The sequence below is a fragment of the Hymenobacter lucidus genome (assembly GCF_020447265.1).
In the GTDB taxonomy this organism is placed as follows: Bacteria; Bacteroidota; Bacteroidia; order Cytophagales; family Hymenobacteraceae; genus Hymenobacter; species Hymenobacter lucidus.
In genome coordinates this window covers 196,458-212,454 of sequence record NZ_JAJADR010000002.1, presented here as the reverse complement: position 1 = coordinate 212,454, position 15,997 = coordinate 196,458, and the positions used below count along the sequence as shown (strand labels likewise).

The following is a 15,997-nucleotide window of genomic DNA, read 5'->3' as shown; positions in this document are numbered from 1 at the left end:
AGAGAGTGTCCTGCTGAGCTTGTCGAAGCATCTCTCCCGTCATGGTAGTGTATTTCACTAGCACAGGAGAGATGCTTCGACAAGCTCAGCAGGACGGTCTTATGCCATTCAATCAATGAAAAAAGCCCTGTACGCAACTCTGCTGCTGGCCTCAGTGGCCTGCAACCGGTTTGGCAACGACGATAAAACCGCCAATGACGCGCCCGGCAAGGAGCGCATCGTGTCGGTATCGAAGCAGCTGACGGAAATGATTTTTGCCCTCGGCGCAGGCGACAAGCTCGTGGGCGTTGACCTGAGCAGCACCTATCCGGCCGCCGCCAAAAAGCTGCCCACGGTGGGCTACCACCGCCTGCTCAACTCCGAAGGCATTGTGTCGCTGAAGCCCACGGTGGTGTATTCCGACGGCAACGTGGCCCCGGTGGCCGTGATGACGCAACTCCAGAAAGTGGGTATTCCAATTAAAGAGTTCAAGCAAACCAAGACCATCGAAGAAGCATGCCAGCTGTTGCAGCAGCTCGGCGACGGGTTCGGCCGGCGCGCCCAAGCCGATAGCCTGGCTAAGCAGCTGACGGCCGATATGGCCACGGCCGCTGCCAAGCGCCAGGAGTTTGGGGGCAAGCCGGTGAAGGTCGTTATCATTCACTACGGCCTGCAAAAGAACATTTACCTGGCCATGGGCCAGAAAAGCACCGGCACCCAGATGCTGGAATGGGCCGGCGGCGTGAATTCCATCGACGCCACCGAAGGCATGAAGCCCATCAGCCCCGAGCTGATTGCCGCCGCCCAGCCCGACGTGATTCTGGCTACCGACTTCGGCTACGACCGAATGGGCGGGCTGGAAAAGTTTAAGACCCTGCCCGGCGTGGCCCTCACGCCGGCCGCCAAAAACAACCGCATCTACCGCGTGGAGGAGCACGATATGGTGTACCTGGGGCCGCGCACGGGACAGAATGTGCTCAAGCTGATGGAGCTCATTCACCAAGCTCCGGCCGCGCTGTGAGGCTGTCGGCGGGCCGGGTGCGGCTGTATTTCGGGCTGCTGTTGGCGGCGCTGCTGGTTAGCATCATCGTGTCGGCCCGGCTGGGCGCGGTGGTGCTCACCTTCGGCGAAATCGGGGGCTACCTGGCGCAGAGCGTAGGGCTGGCGCCGGCCTCGGCCGACCCCGTGGCGGCCCTGCACGAGGGCGTGTTTTTCCAGATCCGGCTGCCGCGGGTGTTGCTGTGCGCGGTGGTGGGCGCGGCGCTGGCCGTGTCAGGCACCCTGATGCAGGCGTTGTTTCGCAACCCCATCGTGGAGCCCGGCCTGATTGGTACCTCGGCCGGGGCAGCGCTGGGGGCAGCCGTCATCTTCGTGCTGGGCGCGTCGATGAGTTGGGTAAACGCCACGTTTCTGGGCAATTTTGTGCTGCCGGCCGCCGCGTTTGTGGGCGCCCTGGCCGCTACGGGCCTCGTCTACCGCCTTTCGCGGGTACAGGGCCGCGTTACGGTGGCCTCCATGCTGCTGGCCGGCATTGCCGTGAATGCCCTGGCAGCCGGCGGCACCGGGTTTCTGGCCTACATTGCCCGCGACCCGCAGGCCCGCTCCATTACCTTCTGGAATCTGGGCAGCTTCAGCAGCGCCGACTGGCCCTCGTTTTACCTGGTGCTGACCGTGACGGTGCTGGGCGTGGTCCTGGCTTTGCGGTTTGCCAAGGCCCTGAACGCCCTGCAACTGGGCGAGAATGAGGCGCAGTACTTAGGAGTGAACGTGCGGCAGCTCCAAACCCGGATTCTGCTGCTCAACACGCTACTGGTAGCCGTGGCTACCTCCACCGTGGGCGTCATCGGCTTCGTAGGGCTGGTGGTGCCCCACCTGCTGCGGCTGCTGCGCCTAGCCGACAACCGCCAGCTGCTGCTGGGCTCCAGCCTGCTGGGTGCCGTGCTGATGATTATTTCCGATACGGTGGCCCGCACCATCATTGCCCCGGCCGAGCTGCCCATTGGTGTGCTCACGGCCTTTATCGGGGCACCGGTGTTTCTCTGGATGCTTTCCCACTACCGAAACCTCAACCAGCGGGGCGGATTTTATGCTTAAGGCCGAGAATGTCAGCTTCCGGGTGCAGGACAAAACGCTGCTGCACGATGCCTCAGTGGAGTGCCGACCCGGCGAGTTTACGGTGCTCATGGGGCCCAACGGGGCGGGCAAAACCACGCTGCTGCGCCTGCTGGCCGGGTTATATCAGCCCTCGGCCGGGCGGGTGCTCTACCACGACCAGCCGCTGAGCTCCTTTTCGGCTACTGAATTGGCGAAGTCGCGGGCGGTATTGTCGCAGGAAATCCAGCTGGCCTTCCCGCTCAGCGTGGCCGATGTGGTGCTGATGGGACGCTACCCGCATTTTCAGCGCAGCCCCTCGGCCCACGACCGTGCCATCTGTGCCCAAACCCTGGCCGAGCTGGGCATGAGTCACTTCGCCGACCGCGACTATTCCACGCTGTCGGGCGGGGAGGCCCAGAAGGTGCAGATGGCCCGCGTACTGGCCCAGATCTGGGAGACGCCGCCCCAGGGCCACCGTGTGCTGCTGCTCGACGAGCCGGTTTCCAGCCTCGATTTGCGCTACCAGCACCAGCTGCTGCAGCTGGCCCGCGACTTTTCCCGTCAGCAGGCTATTGTCGTAGCCGTGCTGCACGACATTAACCTGGCCCTGGCCTACGCCGATAAAATCGTGTTTATCAAGGAGGGCCAGATTTATGACACGCTGCCCAATCCTGACGAGCTGACGGCCGAAATGCTGGAAGAAGTATTTGACCTGGCCATGTGCGTCATTACCAACCCACTCACGCAAAGGCCTTTGGTAATACACGCCTCGGCCGATATGCGCTGAAGGTGAGCGGATAGGAGAGAAGGGACGCGGCAACCGGCTGCGTCCCTTTTTTGCGTTTCTGGCACTGCTGGCTTAGGCCCTCAATTCGGCACTGAGGCAACCTCAACCATAGCTGCCCGTACACCACAGGTTGCCAAAACCGACTCGGCGCGCGGGCAGAAATTCCGGCAGGCACAGAACCGGAAGCCCTGCCACCGGTTTGCATTATACGAAACTGCCCCGCCCGGCCGCTTCAGGCAAGCGGCTCTTTGCTGCCTGGGCTCGGGCGTTCCGTCGGCCCGGAGCCGGTTTATTACATTGGTTAGGTCACCTGAATTTGCTACTGCCATGAGTGAAGATTTTCCCACTGATTTCGCTGCTCCGTCGTCCGGCTCCGCGCCGCAGGATGGCACGCGCCGCTCCTTTATGAAGCAGGCCGGCGGCTTGCTGGGCCTGGCTTTGGCCCCGCCGCTGCTAAGCCAGGCCGAGCGGCTCACGGCTTTCTCCAAAACGGTGGAAGGCGTCACGACCCTGCAGCTCAAGGTAAACGGCACCGTGCGCAGCCTGCAGGCCGAGCCACGCGTAAGTCTGCTCGACGCCTTGCGCGAATACCTCGACCTGACCGGCACCAAGAAAGGCTGCGACCATGGCCAATGCGGGGCCTGCACGGTGCTCGTCGATGGCCGCCGCATCAATAGTTGTCTGAGCCTGGCCGTGATGAACCAGGGCAAGGAAATTACCACCATCGAGGGCCTGATGAAAGGGGAGGAGCTGCACCCGATGCAGGAAGCCTTCCTCAAGCACGACGGTTTCCAGTGCGGCTACTGCACCCCGGGCCAAATCATGAGCGGGGTGGCCTGCGTGAAAGAAGGCCACGCCACTACCGACGACCAGTGCCGGGAGTGGATGAGTGGCAACCTCTGCCGCTGTGGCGCCTACCCCAATATTGTGGCCGCCGTGCGCGAAGTGGCAGGCAAAGCCTAGTGGTGAAATAGTGAACTGGTGAGTTGTCGTTCAATTCGCGCTTTATGCGCAAAACACGCCGCCGGAACATCAAAATCACTATTTCACTAGCTCACTATTTCACTACTGACAAGATGAATAACTTCAGCTACACCCAGGCCGCCACGGCCAAGGAAGCCACCGGTATTCGCAAGGACAAAGCGGATGCGGCCTACATTGCGGGCGGCACCACGCTGCTGGATTTGATGAAGGCCCACTTGGAAGAGCATTCCCAGCTGGTCGATATCAACGCGCTGCCATTTCGGGGTATCGAACAAACCAAGGACGGGCTGCGCATCGGGGCCATGGAGCGCATGAGCGACGTGGGCGAAAACGCGCTGGTGCTGCAGCAGTACCCGGCCGTGTCGGAGTCGCTGCTGCTGGCGGCCTCGCCCCAGCTGCGCAATATGGCCAGCATTGGGGGCAACATGCTGCAGCGCACCCGCTGCGGCTACTTCCGCGACGCGGCTTTCCCCTGCAACAAGCGCGTGCCCGGCTCGGGCTGCCCCGCTATTGCCGGCGACAACCACAACCTGGCTATCCTGGGTACGTCGGATGCCTGCATTGCCACCGCGTACCCCGGCGACTTATCGGTGGCCCTGGCCGCTTTCGACGCCGTATTGACCCTGGAGAATGCCAAGGGCAAGCAGCGGCGGGTGCCCGTTACGGAGTTTTACCTGCTGCCGGGCAAAACGCCCCAAAAGGAAACTGTGCTCGAACCCGGCGAGCTGATTGTGGCCGTGACCATTCCGGCGGCTCCGCACGCGCAGCGCTCCACCTACCTCAAGGTGCGGGAGCGGAGCAGCTACGCCTACGCCCTGGCCTCGGCCGCCGTGGGCCTCGACGTGCAGGCCGGCACCATCCGCTCGGCCCGCGTGGCCCTGGGCGGGGTGGGCGCCCAGCCCTGGCGGAGCAGCGAAGCCGAAAAGGTGCTGACCGGCGCCCCGGCCACCGAAGCCACTTTCCGGGCCGCCGCCGCCGCTGCCTTGCGCGGCGCCCAGCCTTACAAGGAAAACGCCTTTAAAGTAGAGCTGGCCCAGAACACGCTGGTGCAGGCTCTGCTGAAAGTAGCCGGGTAAGCAGCCAACCGAAGCCCGTCATGCAAAGCCGGAGGTGAAACATCCGCGTGCTGACGTTGAATTACTAATCCTGAGTCAGCACGCGAGATGCTTCGCGGCACTCTGCACGACGTTCAATTATGGATACCGCAGAACCAAGCTTCTTTGAAACCAATCCCAAGGCCGGCTCGGTAGGGCAGCCGCTCAGCCGCGTAGACGGTCGGGATAAGGTAACCGGCAAGGCCCGCTACTCAGCTGAGTACAATAGCCTGCCGGGCCTGGTACACGCCGTGCTCAAAACCAGTGACGTAGCCAAAGGGCGCATCACGGGCTTCGATACCAGCGCCGCGCTGAAGCAGCCCGGGGTACTGGCTATTCTCACCCACCAGAACCTGCCCAAGCTGGCCAAAACGCCCAATGACCCGGAAGGCAAGAAGGCCATCGGCGCGCCCATGGGCTTTCTGCCCCTCACTTCCGACCAGATTCACTATGCCGGCCAGCCCGTGGCCGTGGTGGTGGCCGATACGCTGGAGCGCGCCCAGTATGCCGCTGCATTGGTGCGGGTGCAGGTCACGGCCGAGAAGCCGCTGGCTTCCTACGAAGACCCGCAAGCCAAGCTGTTTGACCCCGAAAAGGTGCAGGACGGTAAAACCCCGGGGCATACCGTGCGCGGCAACCCGCAGGCGGCCTTCGCGGCGGCCCCGGTGCAGCTCACCCACAAGTACGACCACGCCATCAACCACCACAACCCGATGGAGCCCGGCTCGACCACGGCCCACTGGGAAGCCGCCGACCGGCTCACGGTTTACGAATCGACGCAGGGCGTGACGCGCACCCAGAAGGCGCTGAGCACGATGCTGGGCCTGGCCGCCGAGCAGGTGCGGGTCGTGACCAAGTACATCGGCGGCGGCTTCGGCTGCAAAGGCTCCACCTGGCCCCACACCATTCTCACGGTGCAGGCGGCCAAAGCGGTGGGCCGGCCGGTGAAGCTGGCCCTCACCCGCCAGCAGCAGTTTACCAGCATGGGCCACCGCGAAGACCAGACCCAGACGCTGAAAGTAGGCGCCAGCAAAGACGGCAAGCTCCTGGCCCTGATTCACGAGAAGACCTCGACGACTTCGCTCTGGGACAACTACGCCGAGCCCAACAGCCGCATTATCAACCTGCTCTATGCTTGCCCGGCCTTCGAGTCGTCGTACCAGCTGGCCCGGGCCAACGTAATGACTTCCACCTTTACCCGGGCTCCCGGTGAAGCGCCCGGCTCGTTTGCCATCGAGTGCTCCATGGATGACCTGGCCTATCAGCTCGGTATCGACCCGCTGGAAATCCGGCTGCGCAACCACGCCGACAAGGACCCCACCAACGGCAAGCCCTGGAGCAGCAAAAGCCTGAAGCAGTGCTACGCCCGCGGGGCGGAGCTGTTTGGCTGGAGCAAGCGCAACCCCAAAAATGGCCAGACCCGCGACGGACGGCTGCTGGTGGGCTGGGGCATGGCCACGGCCAGCTACCCGGTGCACAACAACCAGGGCACGGCCCGGGTGCGCCTCTACGCCGATGGCCACGCCCTGGTGCAAACCGGCGCCACCGACCTGGGCACCGGTACCTACACCGTAATGACTCAGGTAGCCGCCGACTCGCTCTGGCTCACGCCCGACAAGGTGCGCTTCGAGCTCGGCGACACCAAGCTGCCCACGGCCCCCAACTCGGGCGGTTCGGTGGCGGCCGGCACCGTGTCGTCGTCTATTTATATGGCAGCCCAGGAGGTGTGGCAGAAGCTCATTAAGCTGGCCGTCAAGGACCCAAAGTCGCCGCTGTACCGGGCCCAGGTGGCTGAAGTGATGGTAGACAACGGCCGCTTGATGCTAAAAGCCAACAAAAGCAAAGGCGAGGACTTTGCGGCCCTGATGAAGCGCAACGAAATGGCTGACGTCGAGGGCAACGGCAACGGCAAGTACGGGGCCGGCTACGAATCGGGTTTGGCACCCGGCCCAGCCAGCTCCGGCCACCAGGACGACCAGGCCGGGCACTCCATGCACTCGTTTGGGGCCCATTTCTGCGAGGTGAAAGTAGACCCCGAGCTGGGTACCGTGCGCGTCACGCGCTGGGTGAGCGTGCACGCGGCCGGCCGCATTCTGAACGCCAAGACGGCCCGCTCCCAGATTATCGGCGGCAGCATCTTCGGCATCGGGGCGGCCCTGATGGAGGCTACCTCCCGCGACCCGAATTACGCCCGCTACACCAACGCCAGCCTGGCCGACTACCACATTCCCGTCAACGCCGACATTCCCGCCATGACCGTGGAGTTCATCGACGAGCACGACCCCTATATCAACGCCATGGGCGTGAAGGGCATCGGCGAAATATCGATGGTCGGTGTATCCGCCGCCGTGGCCAACGCCGTCTTTCACGCCACCGGCAAGCGCGTCCGCAGCCTACCCATTACGCCCGATAAGATTCTGGCCGCGAAGGAAGTGCAGGTGTAAAGTGAAGGTTAGCACAAAGGCTAGGAGTAAATGCGGGTCGAGTTCCCCTCCTTTTTTCAAGGAGGGGTGCCCGAAGGGCGGGGTGGTTTAATCGTTGTTTAGTTGTTTGGAAGACCGTCATTCCGAGCATTCTGCGCTTCAAGCAGAATCCGAGGAATCTCGCGTGGCATCGTTGAGTTAGTAAGCAAACGTCAGCACGCGAGATGTCTCACTCTGGTCGACATGACGTGCTGATAAATAACTAAACAACGCCGAATCACCCCGGCCTTCGGCCACCCCTCCTTGAAAAAAGGAGGGGAACTCGGCCAGGACCCAATCCTACTCTTATACTCCAAATCCGCATCTGCCGCGCCATTATTGCGTATTGCTTACCACTATGACTGAACTTCAGCGCCTACTTATTGCCTACGACGAGCACCGTGCCGCCGGCCGTGCCTGCGCCCTGGCCTCGGTGGTGGACGTGGCTGGCTCGGCCTACCGCCGGCCCGGGGCCCGCATGCTGGTAACCGAAGACGGGCAGCTTACGGGCGCCATCAGCGGGGGCTGCCTCGAAGGCGACGCCCGTCGCCGGGCCCGCCAGACCATCCAGCAGGGCCGCCCCACCGTGGTTACCTACGACTCTACCGACCCCGACGACGACCTGCAGTTTGGGGCGGCGCTGGGCTGCCAGGGCATCGTGCAAATCTTGCTCGAGCCCCTCGATTTTCAGAACCCCGACAACCCGCTGGAACTACTGCGACGCTGGGCCGAAGGCGTGGAAGCCCCCGCCGTGGTAGCCACCGTGTTCGGCATGGCTGGCACCAATGCCGCCGCCCAGATGGGCCAGCGCCTGCTGCTCACGGCCGACGATGGACAAACCCAGGGCAACCTGACGGCTGACTCGGAGCTGTACGACGCTATTCTGGCCGATGCCCGCGCTGCGCTGCGGGCCGGGCAGCCCGCCACCCGCCACTACCCGGCCGGTGCGGGCATGGTGCGGGTGTGCCTCGAAATACTGCGGCCCCCGGTGCGCCTCACCGTGTATGGTGCCGGCAATGACGTGCAGCCCCTGGTGCGCTTGGCCGCCGGCCTCGGCTGGCGGGTGCGGGTGCAGGATGGTCGCCCCGCCCAGGCCCAGGCCCAGCGCTTCCCCGAAGCCGAAGCCGTGCGCGTAGTGCCCCTGGCCCAGGTTTCGGCCGAACCGTATGATGGCAGCTTTGCCCTGCTCATGACCCACAACTACTACTACGACCTGGAGGTATTGCGCCACCTGCTGCCCGCGCCCGGCCGCTATATCGGGCTGCTGGGGCCGCGCAAGAAGTATGAGCGGCTACTGGACGACCTGCGCAAGGACGTGCCCGATGCCGCCCAGCAACTCGCCGGCCGCCTGCACAGCCCCATTGGTTTGAACCTGGGCGGCGAAACGCCCGAGGAAATTGCCCTCTCTATCGTGGCCGAGATTCAGGCGGTGCTGGCCGGCCGCCCTGCCGGTTTCCTGCGCGACTCGCCCCACCCGATTCATCCGCCGTTGCGGGCCGATGGGCCGTTGGTAGCCGACAACCAAACCAGCGCCGCGTGTGAGCTCTAATGCCCTGCTGCTGCTGGCCGCCGGCTCCTCGTCGCGCCTCGGCCAGCCCAAGCAGCTCCTGCTGTACGAAGGCCAGACCCTGCTGCGCCGCGCCGCTACCACGGCCGTAGCCGCTGCGGCCGGCGGGTCGGTGGTGGTGGTAACCGGGGCCTTGCACGACGAGTTGCTGCCTGAGCTGGCCGGCCTGGCGCTGCAGGTGGTGCGCTGCCCGGAGTGGGAGCGGGGCATGGGTGCGTCGCTGAAAACGGGGCTGGCCGTCCTGGAAGCCGCCGGACCGGCGCTGGCCGTTACCGTGCTGCTCTGCGACCAGCCCCACGTAACGCCCGCACTGTTGGCGCAGCTGTACCAAACCCACGCCGCCACGGGGCTGCCCATCGTGGCCTCAGAGTATGCCGGGGTGCGGGGCGTGCCGGTGCTGTTTGCCGGGGCCGCGCTGCCCTTGCTGCGCCTGCTGCCCGACGCGGCCGGGGCCGCCCAGCTGCTGCGGCAGCACCCGGCGCTGGTGGCCGCCGTGCCTTTTCCCCTCGGGGCCGTGGATGTAGATACGCCCGCCCAATATGCCGCCCTGCTGGCTGCGGGGGAGAGAGGGTAGTAGCGCCGCCAGCACGATGTAGAGACGCATAGTTGCGTCTCGTCGTTGAACGACTGGAATGCACCATTGTGCATACACGCACACACCAACGGCGCGGACGACGAGACGCAACTATGCGTCTCTACATCGTTCTTATAGGCGCTGTTATATTGAAATTATTTCAAAATACCCATGCTTTATATAGTAAATCAATAATGAATCCCGCTATCTTATTGCCTCATCTTTAACCCATTGTTGTATGCCTATCGAATATACCTTGTCGGAACGCGGCAAGCCGGGCGCGCCGGATACGGCGGCCAAGAAGTTTTATGCCACCGCCAAAAGCACCGGCGAGACTACTGTGCGCGGCATTGCGGAGCGTATCAGCTCCATTTCTACGGTCAGCACCGTGGATGTAATGGCCGTAATGGAGGCCTTCTTTCAAACCGTACCCCAGGAATTGGCTGAGGGCCGCATCGTGCGCTTCGGCGACTTCGGCTCTTTCCGCACCACCCTGCGCGGGGGCGGGGCCGATACGGAAAAGGAATTCAATAGCAGCCTCATCACCGATGTGAACGTGAGTTTCACGCCCGGCCGTCTTTTCGACCAGCATATGCAGGGGGCTTTGCTCCGGCGCGTTGAGAAGTAGCCGAGCAAAATCCGCCGGGATTTTACCTGAAATCCCGGCGGATTTTCTACCAACTCCGCCGGGACTTTCTTTCCTTGATCCGTGAGCCTGCCCTTACCGGCCGGCTCACGTTGGTTTGGAGCCCCTGGCAGGCCCGCCGCCGGGGCTTGCGGCTCCGGTACTACCGGCGTAGCTTTACCAGGTTCTTATCCTTGTGTATAGCCTTGCTACTGGTGGTTACGTCTCAAAAAGTTGCCCGTTTTATCCTTGTTGCCCTCAGTGGCCTGGCCCTGGGTAGCTGCGAAAAGAAGGAAGAAGAAGCCCCGGTTCCGCCACCGCCGCCCACTCCCAAGTACACGCTGGAAGTACTAAAAGGCAACAAGCAGGTCGATACCATCGGGCATGTTGCCCACGACAGCGTGGTGGTGCGCTTTCGGCTGGGGGGCAAGCCGCTGCGCTACCACCGGGTGCGCTTCGAAGCCGGGGCCTGCGACGCCGCCTCGCCCATCATTTCCGAAATCGGTACCAGTCGGGCCGGGCGGGGTGGGGGGCTGTGGCACCTCACCAGCCAGGAGGGCCAGCAGCGAATGCGAATCCTGGCCTACGACTCGCTGGGCGCGGTCCGTATCGACACCTTCGTGACGGCCACGGCCGTGCGGCCCACCCGGGGCTGGCACCCGGCCGCCTGCCTGCCCAGCCCGGCCCTGTCGTTCTACCAATACCCCACCGGCCGCCTGCTGGCCGGCCTGGCCCACAACTACCCGCACTACTCCGACGACAACGGGCAGACCTGGCAGCCGCTGCCGTTCGTGGCCCGCAACTCCAGTATCTACAAGATTATGCCCGCCGGGCCCAATGAGCTGCTGGTGTGGGCTTCCACGCCCCAGAGCTTCGACCGGGAAATCTATTATTCGGCCGACAACGGCCAGACCTGGCAAATGCGCCGCCGGGGCACGCCCGCGCCCGGCCAGGAATACGGGGCTGTACACTACACCCGGGCCGGGCGGCTACTGGTGGGCGCTTCCTACGACGGGCTGTTTTACTCGGATGACAAGGGCTTGAGCTGGACGAAAGCCCCGATGCCGGTAGGCGCCTTTAACGTGGCTCCGTTCCACCACCTGACCGAAGACGCCGAGGGCCGGCTGTATGTGTTCGACTTCAACTCCCGTCTCTACCGCTCCACTACCGGCGGCACGAGCTGGGAGCTGCTGGGCGTGCCCTCCGACCGGGGCACCGACCTGCTGGCCGACCCCGCCACCGGCGCCCTGTACCTGACCACGGGCTACGGGGACATTTTCCGCTCCGCTACCCAGGGCAGCAGCTGGCAGCGGGTGTACCAGGCGCCGGAAGGAACGAGCAATTCTCGCGTCATTTACTCCATCTTCAAAGCGGGCGGTGCTTTCTACTTCACCCAGGGCGGGCCCGGCCTGGTACGCACCCCCGATTTTCAGTCGTTTACTTACCCCACGCGCTTTGCCAACGGCGCGGCCTGGGGCGGGCGGAGCGAGTACGCCAGCTTCGTGACGGCCAGCGGGGCCCTGCTCACGGGTGGCTACCGGGGCGGCTACCTGCCCGATGCCACCTTCTACAACCTGCGTCCGTAGGCCTGCGCTGGGCAAGCTCGGCAACGGCAACGCGGAATTCCCGTTATCTTGCCCAGCACCACACGCCAACCACGCCCTTTTATGACGACCGTTTCTACTGCTCCGGCCGCCGCGCCCGATGCTTCCTTCTCGGATATTCCCAAGGACAACAAGCGCATCACCCGCGGCTGGACCTTCTACGACTGGGCCAACTCGGTGTATCCGCTGGTCATTACCAGCTCCATCTTCCCCATTTACTGGGGCGCAATGGTCAAGCAGGTCACCGGCACCGACAGCGGCAAGAGCCCCGTCGACTTCCTGGGGTTCCAGGTGCCGGGCTCCTCGCTGCTGACTTATGCCATATCAGCCGCCTTCCTGCTCATTGCCCTTATCAGCCCGTTCCTGACGTCGCTGGCCGACTTCTCGGGCCGTAAGAAGCTCTTTATGCAGATCTTCTGCTACCTGGGGTCACTGTCGTGCGCGGCGCTGTTCTTCTTCACCCCCGACACCTTCACGGCCAGCACCTTCATCTTTATTTCGGCCACGGTGGGCTTTTCGGGTTCCATCGTGTTCTACAACTCCTACTTGCCGCTGATTTCGTCGGAGGAGAAGTTCGATTCACTTTCGGCCCGGGGCTTTTCGATGGGCTACATCGGCTCGGTGCTGCTGCTCGTTATCTGCCTGGGCCTGATTATGGGCCACGAAACGCTGGGCCTGGAGGAAGGTTTTGCCACCCGCCTAGCCTTTCTGCTCACCGGTATATGGTGGGCCGGCTTCGCCCAGATTCCCTTCTTCACCCTGCCCGCCGACCCGGGCCGCCCCGCCGGCTCGGCCGACGAAGGGGGCTGGCTGCTCAACGGCTTTCGGGAGCTGGGCAAAGTTTGGGACCAGCTCAAGCACCTGCCCAACCTGAAGCGCTTCCTGCTGGCCTACTTCACCTACAATATGGGCGTGCAGACGGTGATGTACGTGGCCACCATCTTCGGCGACGAGGAGCTGAAGCTGGAAAGCTCGGCCCTGATTATGACCATTCTGCTGCTCCAGCTCGTGGGTATTCTGGGGGCGTGGCTCTTTTCCAAGCTCTCGGAGCGCATCGGCAACACCCGGGCCCTGAGCTGGTCGGTGTTCATCTGGATGCTAATCTGCGTGGCCGGCTACTACGTGCAGGCCGGCTGGAGCTTCTACGCGCTGGCCTCGGTTATCGGCCTCACGATGGGTGCCATCCAGAGTTTGTCGCGTAGCACCTACTCCAAAATTATGCCCGAGAATACGCCCAACACGGCCGCCTTCTTCAGCTTCTTCGACGTGACCGAGAAGCTCAGCATCGTGATTGGCACGGCCGTATTCGGCGTCATTGCCCAGATTACGGGCTCCATGCGCAACAGCATTCTGTCGCTCATCGTGTTCTTCGTGCTGGGGCTACTGTTTCTGCTCACGCTGCGCGGCAAGAAGCTGCGCGACGAGCCCCACGGCGGCCCCGATACCCTGGCACCCCCGCCGGCCACGCCCAATATCGGCATGCCGGCTACTGTCAAGTAACCACCGCTGCTTAGCTACCAAAAGCCCCACCCGTCCGCGGGGCTTTTGCGTGTGACAGTAGGCCAGGGCCATAACTTTTAGCGGGAGTTCCGCTTATAAACTCAGTCTCACACTTCCACCTTTTCCTCTCTCTATGTCTGGTACCTCCACCCAACCTACCCTGCAAGCTGCCTTGAGCCAGGAACTGAAGCGGGAGCTGCAACTCACCCGCCGCTTGCTGGAGCGGGTGCCCACTGAGCAGTTCGGCTGGCAGCCCCACCCTAAGTCGATGAAGCTGGGCACCCTGGCCTCGCATATGGCCAACCTGGTGGGCTTCCTGCAAATGTCGCTGCAGGGCCCCGAGACCGACATGCTTACCCGGCAGGCCCCTCCGTCGCCGACGGATACCGACGAAGTGCTGCGCCGCTTCGACGTGAATGCCGAAAACATCCACCAAGCCCTGGCCGACGTGGACGACGCCACTTTCCACGAAATCTGGACGATGCGCCGCGGCGAGCAGACCCTTATGCAGCTGCCCCGCGCCGCCGTGGCCCGCACCCTGGTGCTCAACCACCTGATTCACCACCGCGGCCAGCTTAGCGTTTACCTGCGCCTGCTCGATATTCCTGTGCCCGCCATCTACGGCAGCTCCGCCGACGAAGGCCCCGCGAAGTAATGTGCTCAGGTGCTAATGTGGGTTAATGTGCTGATGTAGACCTCGTGTCATTGCGAGGAAGAATGACATTCCGCGCTTCAAGCGGCGTCAATCCGTCCTCTGCGCAGTACGCCCCGCCCTTTTACCAGAAAGCCCTTTTCCGTTGCGACGGAAAAGGGCTTTCTGTATGGTGCAAGGTTAGGCTAGGTGACCAATGGCACCTAGCTGCTGTGCCTGCCACAACAGGGTAGTGGCCGCTGTACTGGAAGGTATTTCGATCCGCAAAGACGTTCCGGCAAGGAGCTGATCGGCTGCCTCCTTAGCTTCTTTCAATCTATAGCCAGCTGCCATCAAGAGCTTAGTGAAGGCTACGAATTGAAAACCGTACTCCCAGCCAGTGAAGTGAACTGCTGCCACGGTTATTTGCGCTGATACAATTTCTCACCCGCAATCCACGTCTGCTGCACCTGGGCACCGCGCAGCTCGGCGGCAGGGGCTTTGAGCAGGTCCTTATCCAGCACCACGAAGTCGGCGGCCATGCCGGGCTTAATGCTGCCTTTCTGTTTGTCCTCGAAGGCGGCGTAGGCAGCCCAGGTGGTCATGCCGCGCAGGGCATTGGGGCGGCTCAGCGCGTTTTCCATCTGGAAGCCGCCGTTGGGGTAGTTCTTGGCGTCCTGCCGGGCCACGGCCGAGTGGAAGCCGAAAAGCGGGTTAATATCCTCCACCGGAAAGTCGGAGCCGATGGCCACCTGCCCGTACTGCTTGCGTAGCTCCTCGTAGGCGTAGGCAGTTTTCAGGCGGGACGCGCCCAGCCGCTCACCGGCCCAGTACATATCGGAAGTAGCGTGGGTGGGCTGCACCGAGGGCACGATACCGAACTGCCCGAACTTAGGCATATCGGCCGGGGTAATGACCTGGGCGTGCTCGATGCGCCAGCGCCGGTCTTTGCGGCCCTGCAACGCCTCCCCGTAGATGTTGAGAATGATGCGGTTGGCCGAGTCGCCGATGGCGTGGGTATTCATCTGAAACTTGCTGGCCGCAAGTTCCTTGGCCAGCGCCCGGTATTCCTTCTCGGTGGAGAGCAGAAAACCGGTTTCCTTGGGTCGGTCGGCATACGGCTCTACCAGGCAGGCCCCGCGCGAGCCCAAAGCCCCGTCGGCGTACACCTTAAAGGAATTGACGGTGAGGCGGTCCTGAAACACAGGGCCGTTCTTCAGGTAGAAATCCTTGTTGGCAGCCGTGGGATTGAGCATGGCGTAGAGGCGCAGCTTGAGTTTGCTCTGCTTCTGTAAGGCTTCCAGCCGGTCGATGTTGGACTTGTCGAGGCCGGCATCGGCGAGGCTGGTGAGGCCCACGGCCAAGCACAGCTGCTGGGCTTGGAGCAGCAAGGTATTGGCCTCGTCGGCGGTTGGCTCGGGTATCTTGCCCGAAACCAGGTCCACGGCGTTGTCCACGAGCAGGCCCGTGAGCTGTCCGTTAGCTGCCTTGGTAATGGTGCCGCCGCTGATGGGTGTAGCCGCCGTTACGCCGGCCATATCCAGCGCCTTTTGGTTGACCAGCGCCGCGTGGCCATCCACGCGGATGATGAAGACCGGCACGTTGGGAAAGAGCTTATCCAGCGCGTCTTTGGTCGGAAACTGCTTGTCGGCCCAGTCGTTCTGGTCCCAGCCCCGGCCCGTAACCCAGGCCGCCTGCGGAAACTGTTGCCGGTGCTGCTGCAGCTTCTGCACTACCTCGTCCCAGGAAGTAGTACCTACCAGATCGGCGTCGCGCAGGCCTAGAGCGTAGCGGTAGAAGTGGCAGTGGGCATCGTAGAAGCCTGGATATACAAAGCGGCCCTGAGCATCTACTTCCTGCTTGGCCTCAAACTGCTGGCGCAGCTCAGCTGCCGGCCCCACGGCCACAAACTTCCCGTCGCGCACGGCAAAGGCCTGGGTCTGGGAAAAGGTGGAATCGACGGTGTAGACCGTGGCATTGTAGACGAGCAGGTCGGCGGGCTGACGGGTGGTGCAGGCCGCAAAGCCCAGCAGCGGCAACAGCAAAAAGGAACGCAGGAGTGGAGTCATGCGGCGAAGGTACATACGCGCCGCGTT

The 15,997-nt window shown here is 63.1% G+C and carries 13 protein-coding genes; 12 read left to right on the top strand and 1 reads right to left on the bottom strand.

Annotated features, from left to right (window positions below; all coding sequences use genetic code 11):
* Nucleotides 1-115: 115 nt before the first annotated feature.
* From LGH74_RS07650 to LGH74_RS07595, 12 genes are all read left to right on the top strand, one after another.
* A complete protein-coding gene (locus LGH74_RS07650; protein ID WP_226174135.1) occupies nucleotides 116-1,000 on the top strand; it encodes a heme/hemin ABC transporter substrate-binding protein in 885 nt (294 codons plus the stop codon).
* Nucleotides 997-2,073, top strand: a complete 1,077-nt coding sequence (locus LGH74_RS07645; protein ID WP_226174133.1) for a FecCD family ABC transporter permease — start codon at nucleotides 997-999, stop codon at nucleotides 2,071-2,073. The genes LGH74_RS07650 and LGH74_RS07645 overlap by 4 nt, the downstream gene beginning before the upstream one ends.
* Nucleotides 2,066-2,860: a heme ABC transporter ATP-binding protein gene (locus tag LGH74_RS07640; RefSeq protein ID WP_226174131.1), complete on the top strand. Its 795-nt coding sequence runs from the start codon at nucleotides 2,066-2,068 to the stop codon at nucleotides 2,858-2,860. The genes LGH74_RS07645 and LGH74_RS07640 overlap by 8 nt, the downstream gene beginning before the upstream one ends.
* Before the next feature lie 327 nt (nucleotides 2,861-3,187).
* Entirely contained in the window at nucleotides 3,188-3,823 is a 636-nt protein-coding gene (locus LGH74_RS07635; RefSeq protein ID WP_226174129.1) for a (2Fe-2S)-binding protein, read from the top strand.
* Nucleotides 3,824-3,867: 44 nt separating this feature from the next.
* Entirely contained in the window at nucleotides 3,868-4,920 is a 1,053-nt protein-coding gene (locus tag LGH74_RS07630; RefSeq protein WP_226174127.1) for an FAD binding domain-containing protein, read from the top strand.
* Nucleotides 4,921-5,039: 119 nt separating this feature from the next.
* Nucleotides 5,040-7,382, top strand: coding sequence for a xanthine dehydrogenase family protein molybdopterin-binding subunit (locus LGH74_RS07625; RefSeq protein WP_226174125.1), 2,343 nt, complete (start codon nucleotides 5,040-5,042; stop codon nucleotides 7,380-7,382).
* 376 nt (nucleotides 7,383-7,758) lie between these two features.
* Entirely contained in the window at nucleotides 7,759-8,949 is a 1,191-nt protein-coding gene (locus LGH74_RS07620; protein ID WP_226174124.1) for an XdhC family protein, read from the top strand.
* On the top strand, nucleotides 8,939-9,541 hold the full coding sequence (locus LGH74_RS07615) for a nucleotidyltransferase family protein (RefSeq protein ID WP_226174122.1): 603 nt from the start codon (nucleotides 8,939-8,941) through the stop codon (nucleotides 9,539-9,541). The genes LGH74_RS07620 and LGH74_RS07615 overlap by 11 nt, the downstream gene beginning before the upstream one ends.
* 238 nt (nucleotides 9,542-9,779) lie before the next feature.
* Nucleotides 9,780-10,169: an HU family DNA-binding protein gene (locus LGH74_RS07610; RefSeq protein ID WP_226174120.1), complete on the top strand. Its 390-nt coding sequence runs from the start codon at nucleotides 9,780-9,782 to the stop codon at nucleotides 10,167-10,169.
* 212 nt (nucleotides 10,170-10,381) lie between these two features.
* Nucleotides 10,382-11,752: a WD40/YVTN/BNR-like repeat-containing protein gene (locus LGH74_RS07605; protein ID WP_226174118.1), complete on the top strand. Its 1,371-nt coding sequence runs from the start codon at nucleotides 10,382-10,384 to the stop codon at nucleotides 11,750-11,752.
* 81 nt (nucleotides 11,753-11,833) lie between these two features.
* The gene (locus LGH74_RS07600; RefSeq protein WP_226174117.1) at nucleotides 11,834-13,270 is read left to right on the top strand and encodes an MFS transporter; all 1,437 of its coding nucleotides are present in this window, start codon (nucleotides 11,834-11,836) and stop codon (nucleotides 13,268-13,270) included.
* 133 nt (nucleotides 13,271-13,403) lie between these two features.
* A complete protein-coding gene (locus tag LGH74_RS07595) occupies nucleotides 13,404-13,925 on the top strand; it encodes a DinB family protein (protein ID WP_226174115.1) in 522 nt (173 codons plus the stop codon).
* 398 nt (nucleotides 13,926-14,323) lie between these two features.
* Here LGH74_RS07595 and LGH74_RS07590 read toward each other — a convergent pair whose 3' ends face one another.
* Nucleotides 14,324-15,970: an amidohydrolase gene (locus LGH74_RS07590; RefSeq protein ID WP_226174113.1), complete on the bottom strand. Its 1,647-nt coding sequence runs from the start codon at nucleotides 15,968-15,970 to the stop codon at nucleotides 14,324-14,326.
* Nucleotides 15,971-15,997: the final 27 nt, after the last annotated feature.

Excerpts from the sequence above, each read along its gene's own strand:
- LGH74_RS07595 (WP_226174115.1), top strand. The coding sequence starts at position 13,404 with ATGTCTGGTACCTCCACCCAACCTACCCTGCAAGCTGCCTTGAGCCAG.
- LGH74_RS07610 (WP_226174120.1), top strand. The coding sequence starts at position 9,780 with ATGCCTATCGAATATACCTTGTCGGAACGCGGCAAGCCGGGCGCGCCG.
- LGH74_RS07620 (WP_226174124.1), top strand. The coding sequence starts at position 7,759 with ATGACTGAACTTCAGCGCCTACTTATTGCCTACGACGAGCACCGTGCC.
- LGH74_RS07625 (WP_226174125.1), top strand. The coding sequence starts at position 5,040 with ATGGATACCGCAGAACCAAGCTTCTTTGAAACCAATCCCAAGGCCGGC.
- LGH74_RS07635 (WP_226174129.1), top strand. The coding sequence starts at position 3,188 with ATGAGTGAAGATTTTCCCACTGATTTCGCTGCTCCGTCGTCCGGCTCC.
- LGH74_RS07650 (WP_226174135.1), top strand. The coding sequence starts at position 116 with ATGAAAAAAGCCCTGTACGCAACTCTGCTGCTGGCCTCAGTGGCCTGC.
- LGH74_RS07590 (WP_226174113.1), bottom strand. The coding sequence starts at position 15,970 with ATGACTCCACTCCTGCGTTCCTTTTTGCTGTTGCCGCTGCTGGGCTTT.
- LGH74_RS07640 (WP_226174131.1), top strand. The coding sequence starts at position 2,066 with ATGCTTAAGGCCGAGAATGTCAGCTTCCGGGTGCAGGACAAAACGCTG.
- LGH74_RS07600 (WP_226174117.1), top strand. The coding sequence starts at position 11,834 with ATGACGACCGTTTCTACTGCTCCGGCCGCCGCGCCCGATGCTTCCTTC.
- LGH74_RS07630 (WP_226174127.1), top strand. The coding sequence starts at position 3,868 with ATGCGCAAAACACGCCGCCGGAACATCAAAATCACTATTTCACTAGCT.